Here is a 24,074-nt window from a genome sequence, read left to right as displayed (position 1 = left end):
AGGCAGGAACAGAGGGTCGATGATAGCGGTCACTTTTGGTTACGATCATCGGTCGCCAACGCTGCATCAAGGTGGTTTTATGGGCAAGGAATCCACAGTCAACCTGTTTCGCCGGCTGGAGCAGCTCAATGGCATCGGTGCAGCGCTGTCGCGCGAGCGGGACATCGACCGGCTGCTTGAGAACATCCTGGAGGCCGCCAAGGCCATCACCGGCGCCGATGGCGGCACCCTTTACAGCGTGACCGAGGACGGCGCAGCGCTCAAGTTCGAGATCCTGCGCACGGACTCGCTGGGCATCCGGCTCGGTGGCACTACGGGCAAGCCGATTGATTTCCCGAACCTGCCGCTGCGCCATCCCGATGGCACGCCCAATGACTCGCTGGTGGCCGCGCACGCCGCCATCCACGACCGCACGGTCAACATCGCCGACGCCTACCGCGCCGAGGGTTTCGACTTCTCGGGCACGCGCACCTTCGATGCGCGCACGGGCTACCGTTCGCAGTCCTTCCTCACCGTGCCGATGCGGAACCACGACCATGAACTGATCGGCGTCCTGCAGCTCATCAACCCGCACGACCCGGCGACGGGCGCGGTCACAACGTTTTCGGAGGCCGACCAGAGCCTGGCCGAGTCGCTCGCGTCACAGGCTGCGATTGCGCTCACCAACCGCCTGCTCATCACCCAGCTCGAGCGGCTGTTCGAATCGTTCGTGAACCTCATCAACCTGGCCATCGATGAAAAATCGCCCTACACCGGGGGCCACTGCCAGCGCGTGCCGGCGCTGACCATGATGCTGGCCGAAGCCGTGGACGCCACCACCGAGGGCCCCCTGGCAGGCTTCAGCATGACCGACCGCGACCGGTATGAATTGAAGATGGCCGGCCTGCTGCACGACTGCGGAAAGATCACCACGCCTGTGCACGTGGTGGACAAGGCCACCAAGCTGCAGACCCTCTACGACCGCATTGGCCTGGTAGACACGCGCTTCGAGGTGCTCAAGCGCGATGCCGAGCTGGCCGCGCTGCGCCGCCAGCTCGCCCTGCGGCCGGTGGTGGATGCACGGGCCGAAGGGCAGGAGCTGCAAGCCCTGCAGCACGAGATCCATGCGCTGGAAGAGGACCGCGAATTTCTGCGTGGCTGCAACACAGGCTCCGAATCCATGCGGCCCGAGGACCAGCAACGTGTGCGCGACATCGGCGCCATGCGCCACTGGCGCAATCCGCAAGGCGTGCAGACGAGCTTTCTGACCGCCGAGGAGGTCGAGAACCTCACCATCCGCGCCGGCACCCTGAACCAGGCCGAGCGCGACACCATCAACTACCACATCGTTGCCACCATCAAGATGCTGGAGACACTGCCCTGGCCCCGCCACCTGAAGAACGTGCCCGAGTACGCCGGCGGACACCACGAGCGCATGGACGGCAAGGGCTATCCGCGCGGCCTCACGCGCGAACAGATGTCGCTGCAGGCCCGCATGATGGGCATCGCCGACATCTTTGAAGCGCTGACGGCGGCAGACCGGCCCTACAAGAGCGGCATGACCTTGTCGCAGGCGCTGGCCATCATGCGCCGCATGCGGGACAACGGGCACATCGATCCGGACCTGTTCGAGGTGTTTGTGCGCGAAGGCGTGCACCTGCGGTACGGCAACGAGTTCCTGGATGCGGAACAGGTGGATGCGGTGGACATGGCGGCGCTGGGATTCGCCTAGGAGCCTGCGCGGCAGAAGGCATCGAAGCGAAACGCGCGAAAACCGAGGATCGTGTGGTGCTGCCGACAAGCCCAGGGTGGGCGCCTGGGAGCAGTAGGTAGCACTGCAGGAGACCGGTTTCTCGCGCGTTGCAGCCGATGGTCCTTCTGCCGCGCAGGCTCCTAGCCACGCGGGGTGGCCTCTTGGCGCGCTAGCGCTGCCCATGTTGGAGGCGGAGGCGATGCTTCCGTCACTCCCCTGTTGGTCCTCAACTGCAGCGGGTTGAAATCTTTAGCTGCGCGCAGGCCGTTTGCAAGGTCGCCGTGGCTTTGCGGCGGCGAATTCTCGGGGTCCACCGTATCGGGCCAGTGTTATGGTTCAGGTGCTATTAAATTAATAGCTATAAGTGCTTACTGATCAAGCGCTGAAGCCTGATTTATCTTGAAATTAGGCATGCCCGAGCCGCCCTGGTCTTTCAACCAGTCGCTGAACGCCGCCATCGCCCCCGTGGCCGGGCGCGATTGCAGGCGGGTGAGCCAGTACGCCCCTTGGTGCAGCTGCTGCGCAAAGGGCTGGACCAGCCGCCCCTGCTGCAGCTCGCGCGTGAACATGCTCACCGGCAGCAGTGCCATGCCTGCGCCCTGGGCGGCCGCTTCGGCCAGCGTCAGCGACGAGTCGAACACGGCGCCGCGCACCACCGGGCAGGGCGCACCGGCGGCCTCGAACCACGCGGCCCATTCGTCGGTGCGGTAGCTGCGCAGGAGCGGCTGGCGCGCCAGGTCCGCGGGGGTGCGCAGGCCGTGGGCCAGTGCGGGGGCGCACATCACGGACAAGGGCGCGTCCATGATGCGTTCGGCGTGTGTGCCATGCCAGGCACCGTCGCCAAAGCGGATCGCGTAGTCCAGCCCTTCGCCGGCCATGTCCACGCGGTTGTTGTGCGTGAGCAGGCGCAGGTCCACAAACGGGCAGGCGGCTTGAAAGTCCCGCAGCCGCGGCAGCAGCCAGCCGACGGCAAAGGTGCCCACCGCGCCCACGGTCAGCACCTCGCGCGGGCGGGTGTCGCCCAGTTTTTCCAGCGCGCGGGCGATGTTGGCAAAGGATTCCACCACCACCGGCAGCAGGGCCTGGCCCTCGTCCGTCAACGCCAGCCCACGTGGCAGGCGGCGAAACAAGGGCTTGCCCAGGCGCTCTTCGAGCTTGCGGATGTGCTGGCTCACGGCGGTCTGCGTCACGTGCAGTTCTGCGGCCGCACGCGTGAGGTTGAGGTGGCGCGCCGAGGCCTCGAAGGCGCGCAGGGCATTGAGCGGCAAGTGCATGAGGGCCTAGTTTTTCTTGGGTCTAGGGTTGATTATTGTCGATAGTGCGTTGGCTGTTCGGTCGGTATCGTTGCGTCCATTCTGTTCATCCTCAAAGGTAATTCATGTTTCGACGCAACTTCGTGGCCGCCCTTGGCCTGATCCCTCTGGCCGCCATGGCCCAGGCTAGCCCGCAGAAAAACAGTGGGGCTGCTGCCCTGCCCGACACCGGCTGGCTGGAAGCCCTGGCCCGCATCGAAGCCAGCGTGGGCGGTCGCGTCGGTGTGGCCGTGCTGGACACGCACACCGGCCGGCAGATCGCGCACCGGGGTGGCGAGCGCTTTCCCATGGCCAGTACCTTCAAGCTTCTGCTCGCCGCGCAGACCCTGCGCCGCGTTGACCAGGGCCAGGACAAGCTGGACCGCCGCATCACCTACGCCAAGAAGGATCTGGTGACTTACTCACCCGTGACCGAGCCGCATGCGGACGGCGCCGGCCTCACGGTGGAAGAACTTTGCGCGGGCACCATGACCCTGAGCGATAACACCGCCGCCAACTTGCTGCTGGCCAGCAATGGCGGCCCGGCCGCGCTCACGGCCTATGTGCGCTCGCTGGGCGACAGCATCACCCGACTGGACCGCAACGAGCCCGCGCTCAACGAAGCCAAGCCCGGCGACCCGCGCGACACCACCACGCCTCAGGCCATGGTGCACTGCATCCAGGTGCTGGCGCTGGGCGACGCGCTGTCGCCGGCCTCGCGCGAGAAGCTTCAGGGTTGGCTGCTGGCCAACAAAACGGGCGACAAGCGCTTGCGCGCGCGCCTGCCCGAGGGCTGGAAGGCGGGTGAGAAGACCGGCACCGCATCGCGCGGCACCAGTAATGATGCGGGCGTGTTCTGGCCGCCCGGGCGCAAACCCGTCGTGGTGAGCTGCTACCTGACCGGTGGAGAGGCGCCACCCGAGCAGCGCGAAGCCGCGATGGCGGAGATTGGCGCGCTGGTGGCCCAGTGGGCCGTGACTGTGTAGGGGGGGGGGCACTGCGCTGGGTTTTGCTCGCGCCCCATGAAACTGGCGCGGCCAAGGCCTGGGCCCCGCGCTGAGGGCGTCGCCCCTCCGGGGGGAAGGCGCGAAGCGACTCAGGGGGCGTCCAGCAAACGCTGGGCGTGGATCGCCATCATCTTCTCTTCGTTGGCCGGGATGACCAGGGTTTGGAAAGCACCCAGCATTTGCAGGCGCCTCAGGACCGATTCGCGCACCGGCTGGGCGTTCTCGCCGATCCCGCCGGTGAACACCAGGGCATCGAGCCCGCCCATGGAGACGGCCAGCATGGCCGTGTACTGCGCCACTTTCAGTGCGAAGTAGTCGACGGCAAACGCCGCCTGTGGGTCGGTGCTGGCCAGCAGGGTCTGCATGTCGCTGCTGACGCCAGACAGGCCTTTAAGGCCCGACTCCTGGTACAGCAGGTGTTCGACCTGCGCTGTGTCGAGACCGAGCTCGCGCTGCAGGTAGATGACGGCCCCGGCATCAACCGCGCCGCTGCGCGTGCCCATGGGCAGGCCATCGAGCGCGGTCATGCCCATGGTGGTGTCGACACTGCGGCCGCCGTGCATGGCGCACAGGCTGGCACCGTTGCCCAGGTGTGCAGCCACTACCCGGGCCTGCCGCAGGTCGGGGTGAGTGCGGGCGATCTCATGGGCCAGCCATTCGTACGAGAGGCCATGGAAGCCGTAGCGGCGCACGCCTTGGGCACGCAGGGCCTGGGGCAGGGCGAAAGTCTGGAACAGCGGGTCCATCGGTGCATGAAACGCCGTGTCGAAACAGGCGATGTCCAGCGCATGGCTGGCAAGACGCTGTGATGCGGCAATGCCGGCCAGGTTGTGCGGCTGGTGCAGCGGCGCCAGCGGGGCGAGGGCCTGCAGTTGGGCGACGATCTCTGGCGTCACGACAACCGGCTCGCGGAATCCTGCCCCGCCATGCACCACCCTGTGCACCACGGCCGCCAAACGCCATCCGTCGTCGTGCTGGTCGATCAGCTTCATCACGGCCGCCATGGCGGTGTTGTGGTCGGCCGCAGGCAAGGGGGTGCGCAGCGGGTCGTCCGCCGCAGCCAGTGCGGCCGTCAACTGCGCGCTGGTGCCGATGCCGGTCACCTTGCCCGCCATCAGCACGGCGAGCGACTCCCGCTCGAATACCTGGAACTTGATGCTGGACGAACCGACGTTCAGCACCAGCAGCACGGGCGTGGTCATTTGATCAGGCCCTGGCTTCGGGCATGGGCCAGCAACAGTGCGACGGCGCAGGACAACAGCCGTGCCCGTTGGCTGTCAGCGCGGCTGGTCAGGATGATGGGCACGCGCGCACCCAGCACGATGCCGGCGGCCTCCGCCCCACTGAGGAAGACGAGTTGCTTGGCCAGCATGTTGCCCGCCTCAATGTCGGGCACGACCAGGATGTCGGCATTGCCGGCGACCTCCGAGACGATGCCCTTGGTGCGGGCTGCTTCCACGCTGATCGCGTTGTCGAAGGCGAGCGGGCCGTCGATCAGGCAACCGGTGATCTGGCCGCGGTCGGCCATCTTGCACAGGGCGGCAGCATCGAGCGTGGCGATCATTTTGGGGTTGACCGTTTCCACCGCCGCCAGCACCGCCACCTTGGGCAGGATGTCGGCGCCGAACAGCGCATGCCACAGATCGACAGCGTTCTGCACGATGTCGACCTTGGTGGCCAGGTCGGGCGCAATGTTCACTGCGGCGTCGGTGATGATGAACGCCTTGGAGTAGCTCTCCTGGTCCATCAGGTAGGCGTGAGAGATGCGCCGCTCGGTGCGCAGGCCGGCGTCGCTTTTCACCACTGCGGCCATCAGCTCATCGGAGTGCAGCGAGCCTTTCATCAGCGCACCGACTTCGCGTGAGGCGGCCAGCGCCACCGCCTTCGCGGCAGCATCGTGGCTGTGTTCTGCGTCCACCAGTTCCCACGCCGAGATGTCTACATTGGCCGCGTGCGCCGCCTCGCGGGTGCGTGCGGCGGGCCCCACCAGCACCGGCGTGATCAGCCCGGCCTCGCAGGCCTCCTGCGCAGCTTGCAGCACATTGGCGCTGACTGCGTGGACGATGGCGGTGCGCGCCGGCGCCAGCGCGCGGCAACGGGTCAGCAGGGTATCGGCATCAAAGCTGTTCATCGACGATCACCAGGGTTGGAGGACAAACAGGACGCTGGACCGGGCTGCGCACCGATGCTCAGAGCTTCTTCACCAACACCTGGCTGCGCCGGTCCCAGTTGTACTTGCGCTTGCGCGCATCGGGCAGCCATTCAGGGTCCACGACCTGAAAGCCGCGTTTGATAAACCAATGCATCGTGCGGGTGGTCAGCACGAAGATGCTGTCGAGCCCGGCAGCGCGGGCGCGTTGCTCGATGCGCTTGAGCAGCTTTTCGCCGTCGCCCGTGCCCTGGCTCTGCGGCGACACGGTGACCGCGGCCATCTCGGCCGTCTTGGCCTCGGGGTAGGGGTAGAGCGCCGCGCAGCCAAAGATCACGCCGTCGTGTTCGATGATGGTGTAGGTGGCAATGTCGCGCTCAATCTCGGTGCGGTCGCGCTTGACCAGCGTGCCGTCTTTCTCGAAGGGTTCGATCAGCTGCAGGATGCCGCCCACGTCGTCAATCGTGGCCTCGCGCAGTTCTTCCAGCTTTTCGTCGATGACCATGGTGCCGATGCCGTCGTGCACATACACCTCCAGCAGCAGCGACCCGTCTACCGCAAACGGCAGGATGTGGCTGCGCTCCACGCCGGCCTTGCAGGCTTTCACGCAGTGCTGCAGGTAAAAGCCGGTGTCGGTGGGCGTCTGCGCCGTGGGCAGCGTGGCCAGCAGGGCTTGAGCGGCAGCCAGCGGCAGCTCGGTGTCGATGGGGTTGTCGTCGCTCTCAGGTGCATCAGGGTCCATGCGGATGCCGGGCACCTCGGTCAAAAAGATCAGTTTGTCGGCCCGCATTTCGATGGCCACGCTGGTCGCGACTTCTTCCATGCTCAGGTTGAAGGCCTCGCCCGTGGGCGAAAAACCAAACGGCGACAGCAGCACCAGCGCGCCCATGTCCAGCGTGCGCTGGATGCCCGCCACATCCACCTTGCGCACCAGGCCCGAGTGCTGAAAATCCACCCCGTCCACGATGCCCACGGGCCGCGCGGTGAGGAAGTTGCCCGAGATCACGCGCACCGTGGCGCCCGCCATGGGCGTGTTGGGCAGGCCCTGGCTGAAGGCGGCTTCAATTTCATAGCGCAACTGCCCCGCAGCCTCCTGCGCGCAGTCCAGCGCCACCGAATCGGTGATGCGGATGCCGTGCGAATATTTCGCTGCGTGGCCCTTGGCGGCGAGCTGCTCGTTGACCTGCGGGCGAAAGCCGTGCACCAGCACGATGCGCACGCCCATCGCCTGGATCAGCGCCAAGTCCTGCGCGATGTTGTGCAGCTTGCCCGCCGCAATGCCTTCGCCTGTGAGCCCGATCACAAACGTCTGGTGGCGAAACTTGTGGATATAGGGCGCCACCGAGCGAAACCACGGGACGAAAGTGAAGTTGAAAACAGCGGACATGGCGGTGGGGCGGGCCTCAGGGCAGGACAAAAGCAGGCGGGGGCGGGCAGCCGCGGCAGGCTGCCAAGTCGCGCATCATAAGCATGCAGCGCTTTCGCCTGCAGGGGTGGGCGCAGCGAGCGCCACGGTTTGTTGCCGAAATGCCGCCAGGCGCGCGGCAAACGGCTCCAGGATCAGGGTTTCATCCGCCCCGGGCGCCGTCGCCGCGGCAATCGCAACGCCGCTTTGCGCCATCAGCGCCTGCATCTCGGGCTGGGCGATCATGCCGTGGTCCGTCAGGGCCTCCACCAGCCGGCCCAGCGCATCCTGGTGCTGGCGCAGCAGCGCCTGGGCGCGCCGGTATTGCGCTTGCAGCAGGGCTTCGATGGCGGCGTTGCTGGGTTCCACATCGGTGTTCAGGTGGTTGTCCAGCTCCACCGTCACGTCGGTGCGGCTGATGCGCTCGCCAAAGCCATGGTGGCGGATGAAGCGCGCAGCCTCGGCGGTCACCTGCTTGTAGTCCTGCTCGGCGCCGGTGGTGCAGGCCATCTCGCCAAACACCAGCTCTTCGGCCACACGCCCGGCCAGGCCCACGCACATCATGTCCAGCGCGTTCTGGCGCGTGGTGACCTTGAGCCCGGCAAAGCTGTTGTAGCCGCCCTCGAACGAGGCAATGTTGATCTTCACCTCTTGCGGGGCCTGGCCGAACAGCACGCAGTAGGCCAGTGCGTGGCCGGCCTCGTGCACGGCCAGCAGCGCGCGAAAGTCGGCGTTGGCGCGCCGCTTGAGGCGGTTGAGCTCCAGCGTCACCGCAAACTGCGCCTGGCGGGCCAGTCCATCTACACCGATGCCGTCCACCAGCAGGTGCCGCTTGTCGACACTGAGCGAAATCGCAAAGTCTTGCGACAGCGGCAAGGCCTGCTCGCGCACCCAGAGAGCGGCGTTGACGAGGTTGGCGCTCAGGATCGCATGCACCGACGAGAACAGTGGCCGCGTGCCCTGGGCGGGGAACACGGCGTTGGCATACAGCTCGCTCTGCACGTCCTGCCCGATGGCAAAACGCACCCCACACTGGGCGGCAATGTCGTCCACGTAGCGCGTGCACAGGTTGCGGATGAGCTGCTCGTACGTTGCCTTGCTGAACGAGGGGTAGACCACATGCCCATTGCCCAGGCGGGCGATCTGCTCGGGCTTGAAGCGCTCGGACAGCGCCTTCTTCACATCGATGAGCGAGAGCTTGCGCGTCAGGCGGTGAAAGATGTCGGCGTCGGTGTCGCAGTCCTCCACGCGCTGCGCGGTCTCGTGGTACATCTCGTCGAGGTTGCCGCAGACAAAAACCAGAAGCTTGCTGTAGTCGGTCTCCCAGGCGTGGTGCGACTGCTGAAAGCGCGCGAACAGCGCCTGCACCTGGATCGGTGGCCACTGCATGATCTCGGCCAGGGGCTCCGGGAGCTTGAGCATCCGCTTGAGTTCCTGCGCGTCCCAGGCATCGAGTTGAAAGCGGTAGGGCTTCTTGCCGGCGCGGTCGTCTTCGTTGTCGTCGGCACGCTCGGCCTCGTAGTGGGCATCGGCCAGCTTGCGCTCGATGTTCGACAGCGCGCTGAGCGCCGGTGGCAGACGGCCATCGGACAGCAGCGTCCACACATCCTGGTAGCGCTCCACCTTCACATCGCCGCCTTTGGTGTCCACGGTGCGAAAGCGCTGGAACTCGTCCAGCACCAGGATGCCCGGCGCGCCCTCATGGATGCCGGAGTCTCCCAACATGCCCGAGATGGATGAGCTGCGGTAGCTGGCGCCGTGGCTGAAGCCGTCCATCTGCACTTCGACAAAGCGGTCGTAGTAACCCAGCAGCTGCGCCAGGCGGCGGGTGAGTTGCGTCTTGCCCGTGCCGGTCAGGCCCCACAGGCAGACGATGACCGGCCGGGTGATGAGCTGGGGCAGCACGTACCAGGCGCGGATGGCATCGATCACGCGGTCGATCACGTCGTCGATGCCAAAGAGTTCGGCCTTGAGTTGTGCGGCGGCCGACGCCAATGCCTGCTGGCGCTGGGCCAACTCGGCGCTGGTGGCCCACACAGCGGGCCGGGTGGCTGCCTGCGCCGTGACGGGTGCAGGTGTGGCTGCGGGGATGGCGCCCGTTGCCAGGGCGGGGGTCGGGGCCGTGTGGGGTTGAGGGTGCCGCTGGTGTGGCGGCACGTCGTGGGTGAATGGATTCATGTCAATCGTTCGAAAAAGGGCTCTGGATCGCCTTGCGCAGGGCGACGTTGTCCGCGCGGCGCTGGGCCCCACGGGTGCGGATGTGCTTGCCTGCTGCGCTGGACAGGCTGCGTTGGGCCAGTGCGATGGCTACAGGGTTTCGGGGCGGGCCCGAGGATTCGAGCTTCAGGACCAGGGGCTGCTTCATGCGGCGCAGCTTTTTGATTTCACCCTGGGCGTAGGCCCGAGACAATTTTTTGGCACTCATGTGCGTGGTTCCACAAACAAAAAACCCCGGCAGATAGCCAGGGCCTGTGGAGCGCATACGCTCTGGGTGCCGTTGGCTGGATCTGTGCGCGCACAGTCCAGCCGGGGCGGTGGACTGTGGTCAGGCGGGTGCGGTGTAAAAGGCAGACATATCGATGACCTCCAGGGCTTCGGGCCGCGCGCCAGGGGCTGGCGCTGTGTGCAGTACGGCGTGCGAAGAGTGGGCGCGATTTTGGCGAGGGGGTGATGCCTTGGCAAGGTTTGCAGCGCGCAAAAGCCCTGGTTTGTCGCATGAAAAGAACACCCTGGCGCCGGCCCGGGTGGCGGGGCTACCGATAATTGCGCCCCATGTCTTCTCCCGATCAGCGTCCGCCAGAGCCTTCTTCTTCTGCTTCTCCTTCGTCTCCCCGCGGTTTCACCATCGAGTTCCCCGAGTCGCTGCCCGTATCGGGCAAGCGCGAAGAGATCATGGCCGCGATCGAGAAACACCAGGTGGTGATCGTGTGCGGCGAAACGGGGTCGGGTAAAACCACCCAGCTGCCCAAGATCGCGCTGGCGCTGGGCCGGGGCAAATGCAACGCCAAGCCGGGGCAGAAGGGCCAGCTCATCGGCCACACGCAGCCGCGGCGCATTGCGGCCAGCAGCGTGGCCAAGCGCATTGCCGAAGAGCTCAAGACGCCGCTCGGTGACGTGGTGGGTTTCAAGGTGCGTTTTCAGGACCGCCTCACCCGCGATGCGTCCGTCAAGCTCATGACCGACGGCATCTTGCTGGCCGAGACGCAGACCGATCCGCTGCTCAAGAACTACGACACCATCATCATTGACGAGGCGCACGAGCGCAGCCTGAACATCGACTTCCTGCTGGGCTACATCCGCCAGATCCTGCCGCGCCGGCCGGACCTCAAGGTCATCGTCACCTCGGCCACCATCGATGCGGACCGGTTTGCAAAGCATTTCGAATCCACCAAAGGCCCGGCTCCCATCATCTATGTGTCCGGGCGCACTTTCCCTGTGGAGCAGCGCTGGCGCCCGTTCGAGGACACGCGCGACTACGGCCTGAACGAAGCGATCGCCGATGGCGTGGACGAACTCTGGCAGGGCAATGCCGGGGGCGACATCCTGATCTTCTTGCCCGGCGAGCGCGAGATCCGCGAGGCCGCGGACCACTTGCGCAAGCACCTGGCCCACCAGCCGGTGATGCGCAATGCCGAGGTGTTGCCGCTGTTCGCGCGCCTGTCGCAGGCCGAGCAGGACCGCATCTTCGACGGCCACACCGGCCGCCGGCTGGTGCTGGCCACCAATGTGGCCGAGACCTCGCTCACGGTGCCGGGCATCCGCTACGTGATCGATGCGGGCACGGCCCGCGTCAAGCGCTACAGCTTTCGCAGCAAGGTAGAGCAGCTGCTGGTCGAGCCCATCAGCCAGGCCGCGGCCAACCAGCGCGCCGGGCGCTGCGGCCGCGTGGCCAACGGCATCTGCATCCGCCTGTACGACGAGGCGGACTTCAACGCCCGACCGCGTTTTACCGACCCGGAAATCCTGCGGTCATCGCTCGCGGGCGTCATCCTGCGCATGAAGTCGCTGCACCTGGGCGACGTGGTGCAGTTCCCCTTCATCGAAGCACCCTCGGGCCGCGCGATTGCCGACGGCTACCAACTGCTGGCCGAACTGGGCGCGGTGGACGAGGCCAACGAACTCACGCCCATGGGGGTGGAGCTGTCGCGCCTGCCGCTGGACCCGCGCGTGGGCCGCATGATCCTGGAGGCGCGCGACCGCAAGGCGCTCGATGAGGTGCTGGTGATTGCCAGCGCCCTGAGCGTGCAGGACGTGCGCGACCGGCCCATGGAGGCGCAGCAGCAGGCCGACCAGGCGCATGCCAAGTTCGACGACGAAAAGAGCGAATTCAGCGGCTACCTCAAGCTCTGGAAGTGGATCAACGAGGCCCGGGGCGGCGCGCCCACGCTGCCCTCGGCCCGCGCGCAAAAGGCGATGGCGAACCAGCGTGCACCGTCGCAGGCCCACCTGCCCGTGGCGCAGCGGCTGGTGGCTGCGGCTGTGCCCGCTTCCGCGCCCGCCGTGGCCAGTGCCACCGCGTCAGCGCCCACCCACAAGCTCAGCAACCGCCAGTACGAGCAGCTGCTGCGCCAGAACTTCATCAGCATCCGCCGCCTGCGCGAGTGGCGCGACATCCACACCCAGCTGCTCACCGTGGTCACCGAGCACAAGTGGCCCATCAACACCCAGCCTGCCAGCTACGAGCAGCTGCACCTGTCGATGCTGGCCGGGCTGCTGGGCAACATCGGCGCGCGCAGCGAAGAGGAAGACTGGTACCTGGGCGCGCGCGGCATCAAGTTCTACAAGCACCCGGGTGCCCATCTGGCCAAGAAGCCCGGCCGCTGGATCGTGGCGGCCGAACTGGTGGAGACCACGCGCCTGTTCGGTCGGGGCATTGCCGCCATCGAGCCGCAGTGGATCGAGCAGGTGGGCGGCCACCTGCTGAAAAAGCAGCTGCTCGACCCGCACTGGGAGAAGAAGTCGGCCGAGGTCACGGCACTGGAGCGTGCCACCCTGTATGGCATCGTGGTCTACAGCGGCCGGCGCATCAACTTCGGCAAGATCGACCCGCACGCTGCGCGCGAGATTTTCATCCGCGAGGCGCTGGTGGGCGGCAACTGGGAGACCAAGCTGCCATTCTTGGCCGCCAACCAGAAGCTCATCGCCAAGGTCGAAGAGATCGAGCACAAGTCCCGCCGCCAGGACGTGCTGGTGGACGACGAGCTCATCTACGCCTTCTACGACCAGCAACTGCCGCCCGACATTTGCAACGGCCACGGCTTTGAGGCCTGGTACCGCGAGGAATCCAAAAAACAACCGGATCTGCTCAAGCTCACCCGCGAAGAGCTCATGCGCCACGAGGCGGCGGGCATCACCAGCAACGCGTTTCCCAAGACCGTGCGCCTGGGCGGTGTGGACTGCGCCGCCACCTACCTGCACGAGCCCGGTGACGCGCGCGACGGCATCACCGTGACCGTCCCGCTGTTTGTGCTCAACCAGGTGAGTGATGAGCGCTGCGAGTGGCTGGTGCCCGGCATGCTCAAGGACAAGATCCAGGCGCTGCTCAAGAGCCTGCACCAACGCCCGCGCAGCCGCTTCGTGCCGCTGCCGGAGTCGGCCACACGCCTGGCCGCGCTGTTCAACACGCCCGAGCGTTTTGGTTCCGGCAGCCTGACGGATGCGCTGCTCAAGCAGGTGCGCGACGAGACCTCGCTCGACGTCAAACGTGCCGACTTCAAGCTCGACATGCTGAGCCCGCACCTGTTCATGAATTTCCGCGTGGTGGACGAACACGGCCGCCAACTGGGCCATGGCCGCAACCTGGGCGCGCTGAAGGCCGAATGGGGCGCCAAGGCGCGCGGCGCGTTCCAGGCGCTGGCGGGGCTCAAGCTCGGCGGCGCGGCCGCGAATGGCGAAAAAAATGAGCAAAAACAGGCTCCAGCGCTTGATGGTATTGCGCAAATAGCTATCAAAACAGGAGCGAAAGGCCCGCACACGGCCAAGGCTGCACCGGCTGCGCCCGCGACCCCGTCGGTGCCCGCCGGCCAGCGCTACACCAGCTGGACGTTTGGCGAGCTGCCGGAACTGATGGAGATCGGCAAAGCCGGGCAGACGCTGGTGGGCTTTCCGGCGCTGATCGATGGCGGCGACGCTGTGAGCATCGAAGTGTTCGACGAGCCTGAAGTGGCATCCGGCAAGCACCGCGCTGGCCTGCGCCGCCTGTTTGCGCTGCAGATCAAAGACGCGCTCAAGTACCTGGAAAAAAACATCCCCGACTTGCAAAAGATGGCGGTGGCCTATATGCCGCTCGGGACGCAGGAAGAGCTGCGCGCCCAGATCATTGATGTGGCCCTGGACCGGGCTTTTCTGCTCGACCCTTTGCCCACCGACGAATACGCCTTCAAGCGCCGGGTGGAAGAGGGCCGCGGGCGCCTCACGCTCATCGCTAACGAGGTCGCGCGCCTGGCCGCTACCATCCTGGCCGACTACGCCGTGGCGGTGCGCAAGATCAAGGACACCAAAAACGCACCCGAAGCCACGCAGGACGCGCAGCAGCAATTGCAGCGCCTGGTGCCCAAGCAGTTCATCGCACAGGCGCCCTGGGCCCAGCTGGCGCACTTTCCGCGCTACCTCAAGGCCATCACCCTGCGCCTGGAAAAGTACCGCGCCGACCCCGCCCGCGACGCCGCCAAGCTGGCCGAACTGCGCCCGCAGGAGCAGCGCTACTGGCGCCTGGTGGCCGACCGCAAGGGCGCCGTGGATGCGCGCATGCAAGAGCTGCGCTGGCTGCTCGAAGAACTGCGCGTGAGCTTCTTTGCGCAGGAGCTGCGCACGCCGCAGCCGGTGAGTGTGAAGCGGCTCGACAAGCTTTGGGCGCAGGTCAATAGCTGACTAAGTCCTTTGCCAGATCTTGATCGTCACGTACATGGCGTAGCCCAGGGCCAGCACCATCCACAATACAAAAAACAGATTGGCCCAGTACTGGCCCGTATGTTCCGCCAGGGTGTAGATCTGCCCTTTGCAGCCCTTGCCAACGCACGGAATCTCGCGCAGCGCCAGAGCGCGCAGAGCCGCAAACAAGAGGTAGCACGCCACCGCGCCGATCACCAGAAACCCGACCGGGCCGACGGGCGGTTTGGTGAACTCGTCGTTCTCATCGCGCAGGCCCTGGTTCAACAACTTCTGCCCATACCGGTAGCACACGTAGCCAAGGAGAAGCATCAGGGCGTAGTAGAGGAAAGTGACCATGACGTTGAGTCGGAGCGTTGGATGCGCAGAGCGTTGCGACGATGGTAGCCGACCCTCTTTTCAGGACCAAAGTCCGCGTCCCACTGTCCCACGCAGTCAAGGTAAGTGGGGGAAATTGCCGCAAGATGCGCAAACCGAGACGGGCTTGCACGATCATTTCCTACAGGGATCGAGCTCCACGCCGTCGAAGCTATCGTTTTCACAAGGAGATTTCTTCATGCGCAAAATGATTTTGATGGCCGTCGCGGGATACCTCTGGAAAAAATACAAGTCGTCTAAGACCACGACCCCCGCTGGCAGGTCTTACTAGCGCTGAGTGCTCGGCCGCGTAGGCAATGCGCCGGCTGGGCTTTCACGCCACTCAGCAGTCAAGGCGCCGCTTCACTTGCACGCAGTGCGGTTCTCGCGGGGGCTGAAGACAGCGCGACAGCATGCCCGCTGTGCTGATCATTCAGCGCTGCGTCGGCCAAAAAATCAGCCACCTGCCTGCGTGAGACCTTCATGCTGACGAAGTCCCCGCGGGCCGATGCCATGGCGGCCTCGCGCGTGTCCTCATCCGTCAGGTTGACGGGCTGGGCCAGCACCCAGTCAAGCCCGCTGGCGCGCACGATCCCCTCCTGCCTTTCGGTGTCGGCGATCTGCGGTTTGAGCAGCAGCGCGAACACCAGGCGGTAAAGCCATGGCAGGCGATCGCGCGTGCTCCCCACGCCGTAGCTGCTTTGCACCACCAGGCGGCGCACACCGTGGCGCTGCATGGCGGCAACTACGTGCTGCGTGCCGCGCGAGCGCACCTCCATGGCGGTGCCCGCGCTGCCCAGCAACCGTACGCGCAGGGCGTTTTCGCGGATGCCCAGGGTCACCACCACCGCGTCGTGGCCTCGCACGGCGTCTTCCATATCGGGCTGGTGCAGGGCATCGCCGGCTATCAGGCTGAGTTTGCCGGGCAGGCCTTGCAGCGCCTGCGGCTGGCGGGCGAAGGCGGTGACTTCACAACCACGGGCAAGCAGCGCGCGGGTCAGGGCCATCCCGGTGCCACCAGTGGCACCAACTACGAGAACTTTCATGCGGGTCTCCAAAGGGTTTGAACAGAAAACCCAGTGTCCTGGCGCATCGGTCAATTGTTAATGCCGTTTTGCCGCGTCTTATTGATCCATCGTCCAGCAATGCGGACAAGGGGCAGGGATTGCGGCACAGTGGCGGCATGAACCCCACCGACCCCGGCATCCACACCGACCCCCTGGGCGAGGCCTTGCACTACCTGCGCATGCGCAGTGTTTTCTATTGCCATTCGGAGCTGTCGGCGCCCTGGGGTGCCCACATGCCGGCGCTGCAGGACTGCCTGATGTTCCACCTGGTCACCGAGGGCCGCTGCTGGTTGACTGTGGCCAGCGGTGCGGGCCCGGAAGAGGGTCGGTGGCTGTGGCCGGGCGACCTGGTGCTGGTGCCACACGGCCAGGGGCACGATCTGCGCAGCGAACCCGGCGCGCCCACGCCCCATCTGTTCGACCTGCCGCGCGAATGCGTGAGCGAGCACTACGAAATCTTGCGGACGGGCGGGGGCGGGGAGGGCTCACGCATCATCTGCGGGGCAGTGCAGTTCGACCACCCGGCCGCGCGGCACCTGGTGTCGGTATTGCCGGCCGTCATCCACACCAGCTCGGCCGCACTGCAGGCGGGTGGCTGGCTGCCTGGCCTGCTGCAGCTGATGGCCGAGGAGGCGCGCCACATGCGCGCGGGCGGCGAGGCCGTGATCACCCGGCTGGCCGATATTGTGGTGATCCAGGCTATCCGGCACTGGGTTCAGCACGACGCCACGGCACAGACCGGCTGGCTGGGCGCCCTGAAAGACCCGCGCCTGGGCCGCGCGATGGCGCTCATGCACCGGGACCCGGCGCACGGCTGGACGGTGGCGGCGCTGGCCGAGGCCGCAGCCATGTCCCGCTCGGCATTTGCGCAGCGGTTCACCGCGCTGGTGGGTGTCCCAGCGCTCGAGTACCTCACGCAGTGGCGCATGCACCTGGCGCAGGCCTGGCTGTCGCAAGGCCAGGGCATTGCCGATGTGGCCGCGTGGGTCGGTTACCAGTCCGAAGCTGCGTTCTGCCGCGCCTTCAAGCGCGCAGTGGGCCACACACCGGGCAGCGCCCGGCGCGGCGATGCGCAGACAGAGGCGTTGCAGCGGCTGGCCGTGGCAGCAGCGTCACCTGCGCGACCTTTCATCAGTGGCATCCCCAATGCTTCCGGGCACCATGCGAACTAGGCTGCGTTCTTCAAAGGAATCCTTAGCTCCATGCGCCCTCATCACAAGTTCTGGCCCCGCCGTCTGCCCAAGTCCATCACGCTGCCGTCCACGTCACTGTGGGACAACCTGGCCACCAGCGCGCGCCGCTACCCGGACAAGGCCGCGCTGGTCTTCTTTGGCCGCACGCTGAGCTATGGCCAACTGCTGCAGGGCGCCGAGCGCCTGGCGGCGCAGCTGGTGGCGCTGGGCGTGCAGCGCGGCGACCGCGTGGTGCTGTGCATGCAGAACTGCCCGCAGCTGGTGATGGCGCACTTTGCCATCCTGCGTGCCAATGCCGTGGTGGTGCCGGTCAACCCCATGAACCGGGCTGAAGAGCTCAAGCACTACATCACCGACCCCGACACCAAGGTGGCCCTGACCACGGGCGACCTGGCGGCCGAGATGGCCAAGGCGAGCAATGCGCTGCTCGCGGCGGACCGGCTGGCGCACCTGGTGGTGACGCAATTCACCGATGCCTTCGATGTGAACGTGACCGGGGCCGACGCGCCCCCCGAGGCGTGGATGGAATGGCTAGGCACGCGGCACGCGCTGCCGGCGCTGGACGGTGGGCAGGTGCACGCCTGGACGGACGCCCTGGCCACCTCGGATGCGCCGCCCGAGCTGCTGGTGGGCCCGAACGACCTGGCGCTGCTGCCCTACACCAGCGGCACCACCGGCCTGCCCAAAGGCTGCATGCACCTGCACAAAAGCATCATGCACAACGCAGCGGCCGGGGCCCTGTGGGGCACGGGCTCGGTCGACAACGTGACCCTGGCCGTGGTGCCGATGTTCCACATCACCGGCATGGTGAGCGTGATGCACACGGCCATCTACTGCGCCGCCACGCTGGTCATCATGCCGCGGTGGGACCGTGACCTGGCCGGGCGCCTCATCTCGCGCTACCAGGTGACCAACTGGACCAACATTCCCACCATGGTCATCGACCTGCTGGGCAGCCCGAATTTTGCGAGCTACGACCTCTCCAGCCTGGTCTACATCGGCGGTGGCGGCGCGGCCATGCCGCAGGCGGTGGCGCAGCGGCTGCAGGATCAATACGGCCTGCGCTATTCCGAAGGCTATGGCCTCACCGAAACGGCTGCGCCGTCCCACTCCAACCCACCGGACAACCCCAAGCAGCAGTGCCTGGGCATCCCCTTCATGAGCACCGACGCGCGGGTGGTGGACCCGGACACCTTGCAGGAGGTGCCGGTGGGCGAGCAAGGCGAAATCATCATCCACGGCCCCGAGGTGTTCGAGGGCTACTGGAAGCGACCCGACGCCACGGCCGCGGCCTTTATCGAGTTCGAAGGCAAGCGTTTCTTCCGCTCGGGCGACCTGGGCCGCATGGACGAGGACGGGTACTTCTTTTTGACCGACCGCTTGAAGCGAATGATCAACGCGAGCGGCTTCAAGGTCTGGCCGGCCGAGGTCGAGGCGCTGATGTTCCGCCACCCTGCCATTCAGGAGGCCTGCATCATTGCCGCCAAGGACAGCTACCGCGGCGAGACGGTGAAGGCGGTGGTGGTGCTGCGCGCCACGCACAAGGACACCACCGAGCAGCAGATCATCGACTGGTGCCGCGAGAACATAGCGGTCTACAAGGTGCCGCGCATCGTGCAGTTTGTGGCTGCGTTGCCCAAAAGCGGCAGCGGCAAGGTGATGTGGCGCGCGCTGCAGGAGGCTGAAACAACCGTTTGACGGGTATTTCATGCTATTAATTAAGGAGCAAATTTCCTGTTGACACTGGTTGTACGGAATCTGTACGAAAAACCGTGGAATTTGAAGGTTGGTGCGCGATGCCGCGTGTGCCCAGGTGGGCGCTGCTCGTTCCCCATCGCCTGTACTGCACGAGCTGGCCGCGGGAAAGCTGGAGCATTGAAATGTTGTCCCTGGGGCGGAGGTCGAGCTGCGGGCACTCAACCCCTCGCGGCGCCTGCTGAGTGCTTGTGTATTAGCTCTCCTGGAGCCGCTGAAGGAGGCATTTCCTCAACGCGCACCGCCGGAACTGGTGGCGTACAGCGCGTGATCTTTGGCGATTGAAGAACTGCTTTGATCTCACCCTGCCTACAGGAGAAAAGAGGGCGAAAGGAGTGTGACGCTGCAGGTGTAAAGCGACGGTTCTCGGTAGAGATTGGTCGGCGTCAGGCTGGTTGCTGCCGCTCAATCAGCAGCCGTTGAACGACTGTTGCGATCGAGACCAGACAGTGAAGAGCATCACCGGCGTTTTTTCTGCACCGCAAGAACTGACACAGCTACCGTGGTCACTCGTGGACAACCGCGTCTAGAAGGTGCATGGTTTTGATCCCTTTACTTGATGGGAGACCAGTATGGAATCCGTTCAAAACTCGGTTCATCGCGAGCCCTGGAACAAGGGAAAGATCGTTGGTCAGAAGGCGCCCTTTAAGCCCAAGGACATCTGGGCGTTGCGCGTGCGCCTACAGATGGAGAACCGGGTGCGCGAGCTTGCGCTTTTCAATCTGGGAATCGACAGCAAGCTACGCGGGTGCGACCTGGTCGGCCTCAAAGTCCGCGATGTGTGCCATGGTGACCAAGTCGCTTCACGAGCAACTGTCATGCAGCACAAAACTCATCACCCCGTCCAGTTCGAGCTGACGGCGACTACTCGTGAAGCGCTTCAGCAATGGATCAAGACCGCCAAGCTGAAATCAGATGACTTTATCTTTCCGAGCCGACTTCACAAGTCACCGCATCTCGGGACGCGTCAGTACGCCCGAATTCTTGAGGGCTGGGTGTTGCAGCTTGGCTTGGATCCAGCAGAGTATGGAACGCACTCCATGCGGCGCACCAAGGCTACGCTCATTTACCGTAGAACGAAGAACCTACGTGCGGTCCAGCTTCTACTTGGCCACTCCAAAATCGAGTCAACTGTCCGCTACCTTGGCATTGAGGTCGACGATGCTCTTGAGCTATCCGAACAGACTGAGATTTGAGTTGACGAGCACAAAATTCTCACAGTGGGCGGCTGAGCTGTGGGCCTAAGATCACCGGAAGCTGTGGGATCACGAAGGGCATCCCGCGACCAGGTGCGGTCGGTGGGACTAGTTGAAAGCACGCACCCCTTTATTGAAGGGTTAGACCTCATCGTTGCAGGTGGCTAGTGATGAACCAGATGCTCGAGTTGATACCACTGATCAGCCTCTTGCGCGCGGTTGGACACCAACGTGACAGAGAACTTTGCAGCTGACCGCAGTATTGGCTGGGGTGGGGAACTGGTCTGCGACTTGAAGTCGCCATTCCACCTCCGATGATGCTCCATGTGCACCACTTTAGAGTTTGATTGAAAGACCAAGACGAATTCGCCCTCATTCACTTCGGCAGGTAGTGTCATGCGGCACTTGAGCCAGCCAAGTTTTAACGTCCGGCAGTTGCTCTCGCGGGTTGAGTAAGGGCCAAAGGCGAACAGTTCATTCCAGTCCAGCGGGAGTACGTTTGCCAGATCTACCTCGTGGACCTTCTCGGATCGAACCAGCTTTCCGAGGGCTGTGCTGAACGCACCTGCTGGCTCGGCAGTAGTACAGGCGACGAGTATTGCGAAGACGCTCGCGCGCGCAATGGCTCTTGCGAAATTCAGGAAGGGTCGCATTGAGTACTAACGTTTGCGGTTGTAAGCTCTCTCGCTCACCCGAATGCATGAAAGGAAGGCTGAGGTGGTCAGGTAAGGCCAGACAACCTTTATTACCATACCCGCTTTCGGCCAGGAGCGGCCGTTCGAGGCTCAAGTCAAGATGGGGCATCGGCACCCGCAAAACACCAACTCGCTACCGTGAAACTTGTTCTTATTGACGGACTTCCTGGCACTGGCAAGAGCACTCTTGCACGGAGCCTTTGCGAAGTCCTTCGCGAAGGCGGCCTCGAAGCAGCTTGGTACCTTGAAGAGGCAGGCGATCATCCGGTACACCCTGCCTCACTCAGACAAACACGGAACGAGCTTACCTTCGCCAACCGTTGCCTCGATAGTTGGCATCATTTCGTCCAGCACGTCGGAAGTAATGGCGGCCTCCATATTTTGGAAGGCAGCGCGTTGCAGTCGACTGTTCGATTCCTGATGGAGCAGGAGCACCCCAACACTGATGTGTATTTCCGACGGTTTGTCGAGATCATTCAGCCGCTTTCGCCCGCCCTCATTTATCTATGTACGGACAATGCGCGGGCACATTCGCGCAATGTGGCGGCCCATCGTGGCGCGGACTGGTCCTACAAAGTCTCGACCTATCTGCAGGAAACGCCTTACTCGATGGCTCGGAATTGGAAGGGTGAGCCAGGCATGCATTTGTTCTGGTCAAACTATGCCGGGCGATGCAGCGAACTCGTCAGGCGTTCCGAGATGGTGACCTTGACGCTGACGACTGTGCCTGGTGATGCGAGGTCGCAGCTCTCAAAGAGCATCGCGTTCTTGCGCGGTATGGATGTCCGCATTTGAGAAGTCCGGAATTCGGCTTCGGGCCCAAAGGCGCCGTTGAGATTGCTCCACAGGCGGCCGATCGAGAGTGCCGCAATCCTAGAAGCCGTCCTATAAATACCCGATTCGCATTCTGTTCCCTCGACACTAAGCCACATGGAAAAGCCATTGCTCGTATCTCCCTTGGTAGGGGAGCGTCAAATGACCGCGCTGATGAATTTCGCATGGTGTTGTTATCCAAGCGGTCTCAGCCGCGAAATCCGTGCGGGTGCAGATCCAAACGCACAAGACCAAAACGGTTACACCGCTCTGATGTGGCTCTGTCGAATGCATGACAACCACTTTCGCGAACGCAAGAGGATGTTTCGCAGCCTAGTCAGGCATGGCGCTTCAGTAAACCTCCTCGACACGGCAGGCCTAGACATACTTGCGCACGCACTAGACGGCCCAGAGCGCCGCTTTAGGAGATTCGTTCGAGCGGAAGTGCGCCGCATCCGAAAGGCGCAGCGTTGTGCCGCAGGGTCTAAGCCGCGGGCCGCGCTTGGCCGAATTCTGCCCCCGCCGAAGGACCCCAGCGCGCCAAAAGCCGACCTGGCTTCAACCTTCAGTAGACCAAGTTGAAGCCAGCAGCTGGGCGTTGGAGTAGGTTCGCAAATATCTGTCGGCTTGCTCTTGAGACACGCCCACCAGAAGCGTGGCTGAAGAATCCCAGCACACGATCTCGAAGCAGGCCCCAGGCAACTGTGGACAAACGTCGGGCGGCCTCCAAAAGCTGGGATTTCCGTCAGCACTTGGGCGGCTGCCCACCTCAACGCGCACTCCAGGTGGGAACGCACTAAACACCGCCCAGATGAACTGTATCGGCTGTCCGAGTAAAGCCGACGCAAGCTCATCACCCGTCATCCAACTATCGCCTTTATTGAGAGCGGGGATCGACGCGTTGGTTTCAACGTCGCTCACATACCAGTCGTATGTTCGAGGGTTCACTCCCATAGCTGAGAAGGTCGCAGCCATATCTGTGAACCACGATATTTGCTCGGATTTTTCGAGAATGAGGTTCATGCCGATTGGAGTGCTCATGCAATGAACATTTCGAACGGGTTTTCGTCTCTGAACCCAAGGTCGACGTACCGACCTGTTGCCGCATCTGGCCCCCAGCAAGCCCCGAAGGACCCGGTCTGAAGGTCGTAGAACACCGACTGAGGGTCGTCCCTGACTACAAACCAGACTTGACGGATTCCACCAGTAAGTCCAAAGGCACTTGCTCGAAATTCCTCCAGTAGCACTGCTTGTTGCACGGGCTCGTCGAGACTTGCATTGACGAAACGGATCGCAGCATTGCCCTCAGGCAATACGGCGTGGGTCAAAAACGCTTTAAAGATGCGGCTGACCGTTTGCGATGTGGAAGAGGCATGGCAGGTAGGCAAGCAATTCCAATGTCGGCTACTGGCCGAATTCTGCCCCAGTGTGAAGGGCGCAGCAGGTCGGAAGCGGCCTTTGACTTAACTCGGCCGTACTTGGGCATGTTCAGTGCGACCAACGCAACGAAGCCACCGAGTGCTCCCCGAACCAGGTGGTACAGGACGGTCCCTGACGATGAGCTAAGTAGCGTTCCGCCCAAACGAGCGGCTCGCGCGATGGCAGGGTCTCATGCGCGATGCTTCGACTTATAGATCGTCATCAAAAGTCGTACATTCGTGCTCGTCCATGTCAAGGAGCACCATGTCAATAGTTAAGAACCTGCTGGCTGGCATTGTTGCCGCCTCGCTTTCTCTTTCGTCGATCGCGGCTCTTCCTGAATCAGGTATGTGGGCGATCGGTGCTGAGGTCAACGGCAAACCCGGGCGTGGGATCCAGGTAGATAGCCAGGGTGGCAAAACCGTGATCCTCACCTACTTTGGCTATCGGACAGATGGCACTGCCACGTTTATGCAAGCGAGCGGACAACTTCAGGGCGGCAAGAGCTTCACTGGCGATCTTGTGGAATTCAAGAATGGGCGCGCTCTGGGCGGTCCGGTTCGTGATGGGGAAACCGCAAGAGTCATTGGCCCTGTCTCAGTGACGTTTGAATCTGCAACTGAGGGGGTTGTTTTACTGCCTGGCGAGGAACCTCAAAAGCTATTTCGCTTTGGGTTCGAAAATTTTCACAAGCGGCTCGACCGTAGCTTCTCAGTCGTCACTATTGGTTCACTGGCAACGATGACGCCGGGCTACATGGCTATGAAGCCGACTGCCGACACGCTGACGATTGAGCACGTGCTTATCAATCAGACAAACAAGGTTTGCACTTTTAGCGGTGATCTAGTCCAAGTCGGCAAAGGGTTCAAATCGACTGGAAAGCGCGAGTGCAGCTTTGACTTCAGTGCGCCCAGATACCGCATTGAAAACCTACAGGTCAACGAGTTCGGAATGCTAAGTGGTCGAATCCACTATCTGGATTCCGAAGGGCTTCCTTTTGGCCCTCCAGACGACCTAGCAGGTGTCTGCCAGGGAGGAGGATCGGTCTTTATGCTGCCAGACCGGTGCTCCGCGCGGCAGCTCGGGCTGGAGTAGGAACAAAGCAG

18 protein-coding genes are annotated in these 24,074 nt (G+C 63.9%); 9 read left to right on the top strand and 9 right to left on the bottom strand.

Annotation, left to right across the window (positions count from 1 at the left end):
* The first annotated feature begins 79 nt into the window (after positions 1-79).
* A complete protein-coding gene (locus ACSQ3Q_RS14265; protein ID WP_436135017.1) occupies positions 80-1,711 on the top strand; it encodes a GAF and HD-GYP domain-containing protein in 1,632 nt (543 codons plus the stop codon).
* Between the two features lie 389 nt (positions 1,712-2,100).
* Here ACSQ3Q_RS14265 and ACSQ3Q_RS14260 read toward each other — a convergent pair whose 3' ends face one another.
* Complete coding sequence (locus ACSQ3Q_RS14260) at positions 2,101-3,006, bottom strand: LysR family transcriptional regulator (protein WP_436135016.1); 906 nt, start codon at positions 3,004-3,006, stop codon at positions 2,101-2,103.
* A gap of 104 nt (positions 3,007-3,110) precedes the next feature.
* Here ACSQ3Q_RS14260 and bla point away from each other — a divergent pair, with 104 nt between their 5' ends.
* Positions 3,111-4,010, top strand: a complete 900-nt coding sequence (gene bla / locus ACSQ3Q_RS14255) for a class A beta-lactamase (protein ID WP_436135015.1) — start codon at positions 3,111-3,113, stop codon at positions 4,008-4,010.
* A gap of 110 nt (positions 4,011-4,120) precedes the next feature.
* On the opposite strand, the gene ACSQ3Q_RS14250 is transcribed toward bla, so the two are convergent.
* From ACSQ3Q_RS14250 to ACSQ3Q_RS14230, 5 genes are all read right to left on the bottom strand, one after another.
* Positions 4,121-5,233 (bottom strand): acetate/propionate family kinase, encoded by a 1,113-nt coding sequence (locus tag ACSQ3Q_RS14250; protein ID WP_436135014.1) that lies wholly within the window; start codon positions 5,231-5,233, stop codon positions 4,121-4,123.
* Positions 5,230-6,162, bottom strand: a complete 933-nt coding sequence (locus ACSQ3Q_RS14245; RefSeq protein WP_436135013.1) for a bifunctional enoyl-CoA hydratase/phosphate acetyltransferase — start codon at positions 6,160-6,162, stop codon at positions 5,230-5,232. The genes ACSQ3Q_RS14250 and ACSQ3Q_RS14245 overlap by 4 nt, the downstream gene beginning before the upstream one ends.
* A gap of 58 nt (positions 6,163-6,220) precedes the next feature.
* Complete coding sequence (gene argA, locus ACSQ3Q_RS14240; RefSeq protein ID WP_436135012.1) at positions 6,221-7,567, bottom strand: amino-acid N-acetyltransferase; 1,347 nt, start codon at positions 7,565-7,567, stop codon at positions 6,221-6,223.
* A 75-nt stretch (positions 7,568-7,642) separates the two neighbouring features.
* A complete protein-coding gene (locus ACSQ3Q_RS14235) occupies positions 7,643-9,763 on the bottom strand; it encodes an AAA family ATPase (protein WP_436135011.1) in 2,121 nt (706 codons plus the stop codon).
* A gap of 1 nt (position 9,764) precedes the next feature.
* Positions 9,765-10,010, bottom strand: coding sequence for a hypothetical protein (locus tag ACSQ3Q_RS14230; RefSeq protein WP_436135010.1), 246 nt, complete (start codon positions 10,008-10,010; stop codon positions 9,765-9,767).
* A 347-nt stretch (positions 10,011-10,357) separates the two neighbouring features.
* Between ACSQ3Q_RS14230 and hrpA the strand changes: the two genes are divergently transcribed.
* Positions 10,358-14,455 carry an ATP-dependent RNA helicase HrpA gene (hrpA, locus tag ACSQ3Q_RS14225; protein ID WP_436135009.1) on the top strand — a complete coding sequence of 1,366 codons (4,098 nt, stop codon included), beginning with the start codon at positions 10,358-10,360 and terminating at the stop codon, positions 14,453-14,455.
* Here the strand turns inward: hrpA and ACSQ3Q_RS14220 are convergent, their stop codons facing one another.
* Positions 14,456-14,812: a hypothetical protein gene (locus ACSQ3Q_RS14220; RefSeq protein WP_436135008.1), complete on the bottom strand. Its 357-nt coding sequence runs from the start codon at positions 14,810-14,812 to the stop codon at positions 14,456-14,458.
* A 368-nt stretch (positions 14,813-15,180) separates the two neighbouring features.
* Entirely contained in the window at positions 15,181-15,876 is a 696-nt protein-coding gene (locus ACSQ3Q_RS14215) for an NAD(P)-dependent oxidoreductase (RefSeq protein WP_436135007.1), read from the bottom strand.
* Between the two features lie 137 nt (positions 15,877-16,013).
* On the opposite strand from ACSQ3Q_RS14215, the gene ACSQ3Q_RS14210 reads away from it, so the two are divergent.
* From ACSQ3Q_RS14210 to ACSQ3Q_RS14190, 5 genes are all read left to right on the top strand, one after another.
* Complete coding sequence (locus ACSQ3Q_RS14210; protein WP_436135006.1) at positions 16,014-17,069, top strand: AraC family transcriptional regulator; 1,056 nt, start codon at positions 16,014-16,016, stop codon at positions 17,067-17,069.
* Between the two features lie 30 nt (positions 17,070-17,099).
* Positions 17,100-18,788, top strand: a complete 1,689-nt coding sequence (locus ACSQ3Q_RS14205) for a long-chain fatty acid--CoA ligase (protein WP_436135005.1) — start codon at positions 17,100-17,102, stop codon at positions 18,786-18,788.
* A gap of 629 nt (positions 18,789-19,417) precedes the next feature.
* On the top strand, positions 19,418-20,041 hold the full coding sequence (locus tag ACSQ3Q_RS14200) for a tyrosine-type recombinase/integrase (RefSeq protein ID WP_436135004.1): 624 nt from the start codon (positions 19,418-19,420) through the stop codon (positions 20,039-20,041).
* An 833-nt stretch (positions 20,042-20,874) separates the two neighbouring features.
* Positions 20,875-21,531 carry a hypothetical protein gene (locus ACSQ3Q_RS14195; RefSeq protein WP_436135003.1) on the top strand — a complete coding sequence of 219 codons (657 nt, stop codon included), beginning with the start codon at positions 20,875-20,877 and terminating at the stop codon, positions 21,529-21,531.
* Between the two features lie 135 nt (positions 21,532-21,666).
* Positions 21,667-22,131, top strand: a complete 465-nt coding sequence (locus tag ACSQ3Q_RS14190) for a hypothetical protein (protein ID WP_436135002.1) — start codon at positions 21,667-21,669, stop codon at positions 22,129-22,131.
* Here ACSQ3Q_RS14190 and ACSQ3Q_RS14185 read toward each other — a convergent pair.
* Positions 22,108-22,572, bottom strand: coding sequence for a hypothetical protein (locus ACSQ3Q_RS14185; protein ID WP_436134911.1), 465 nt, complete (start codon positions 22,570-22,572; stop codon positions 22,108-22,110). The genes ACSQ3Q_RS14190 and ACSQ3Q_RS14185 overlap by 24 nt on opposite strands.
* 660 nt (positions 22,573-23,232) lie before the next feature.
* Here ACSQ3Q_RS14185 and ACSQ3Q_RS14180 point away from each other — a divergent pair.
* Positions 23,233-24,063 (top strand): hypothetical protein, encoded by an 831-nt coding sequence (locus ACSQ3Q_RS14180; protein ID WP_436135001.1) that lies wholly within the window; start codon positions 23,233-23,235, stop codon positions 24,061-24,063.
* Positions 24,064-24,074 lie beyond the last annotated feature (11 nt).

Origin of the sequence: Acidovorax sp. LjRoot129 (genome assembly GCF_964253765.1) — a bacterium.
Classification (GTDB): Bacteria; Pseudomonadota; Gammaproteobacteria; order Burkholderiales; family Burkholderiaceae_C; genus Acidovorax.
Note: the sequence above shows the minus strand (reverse complement) of the source record. Positions and strands in the feature narration are given on the sequence as shown.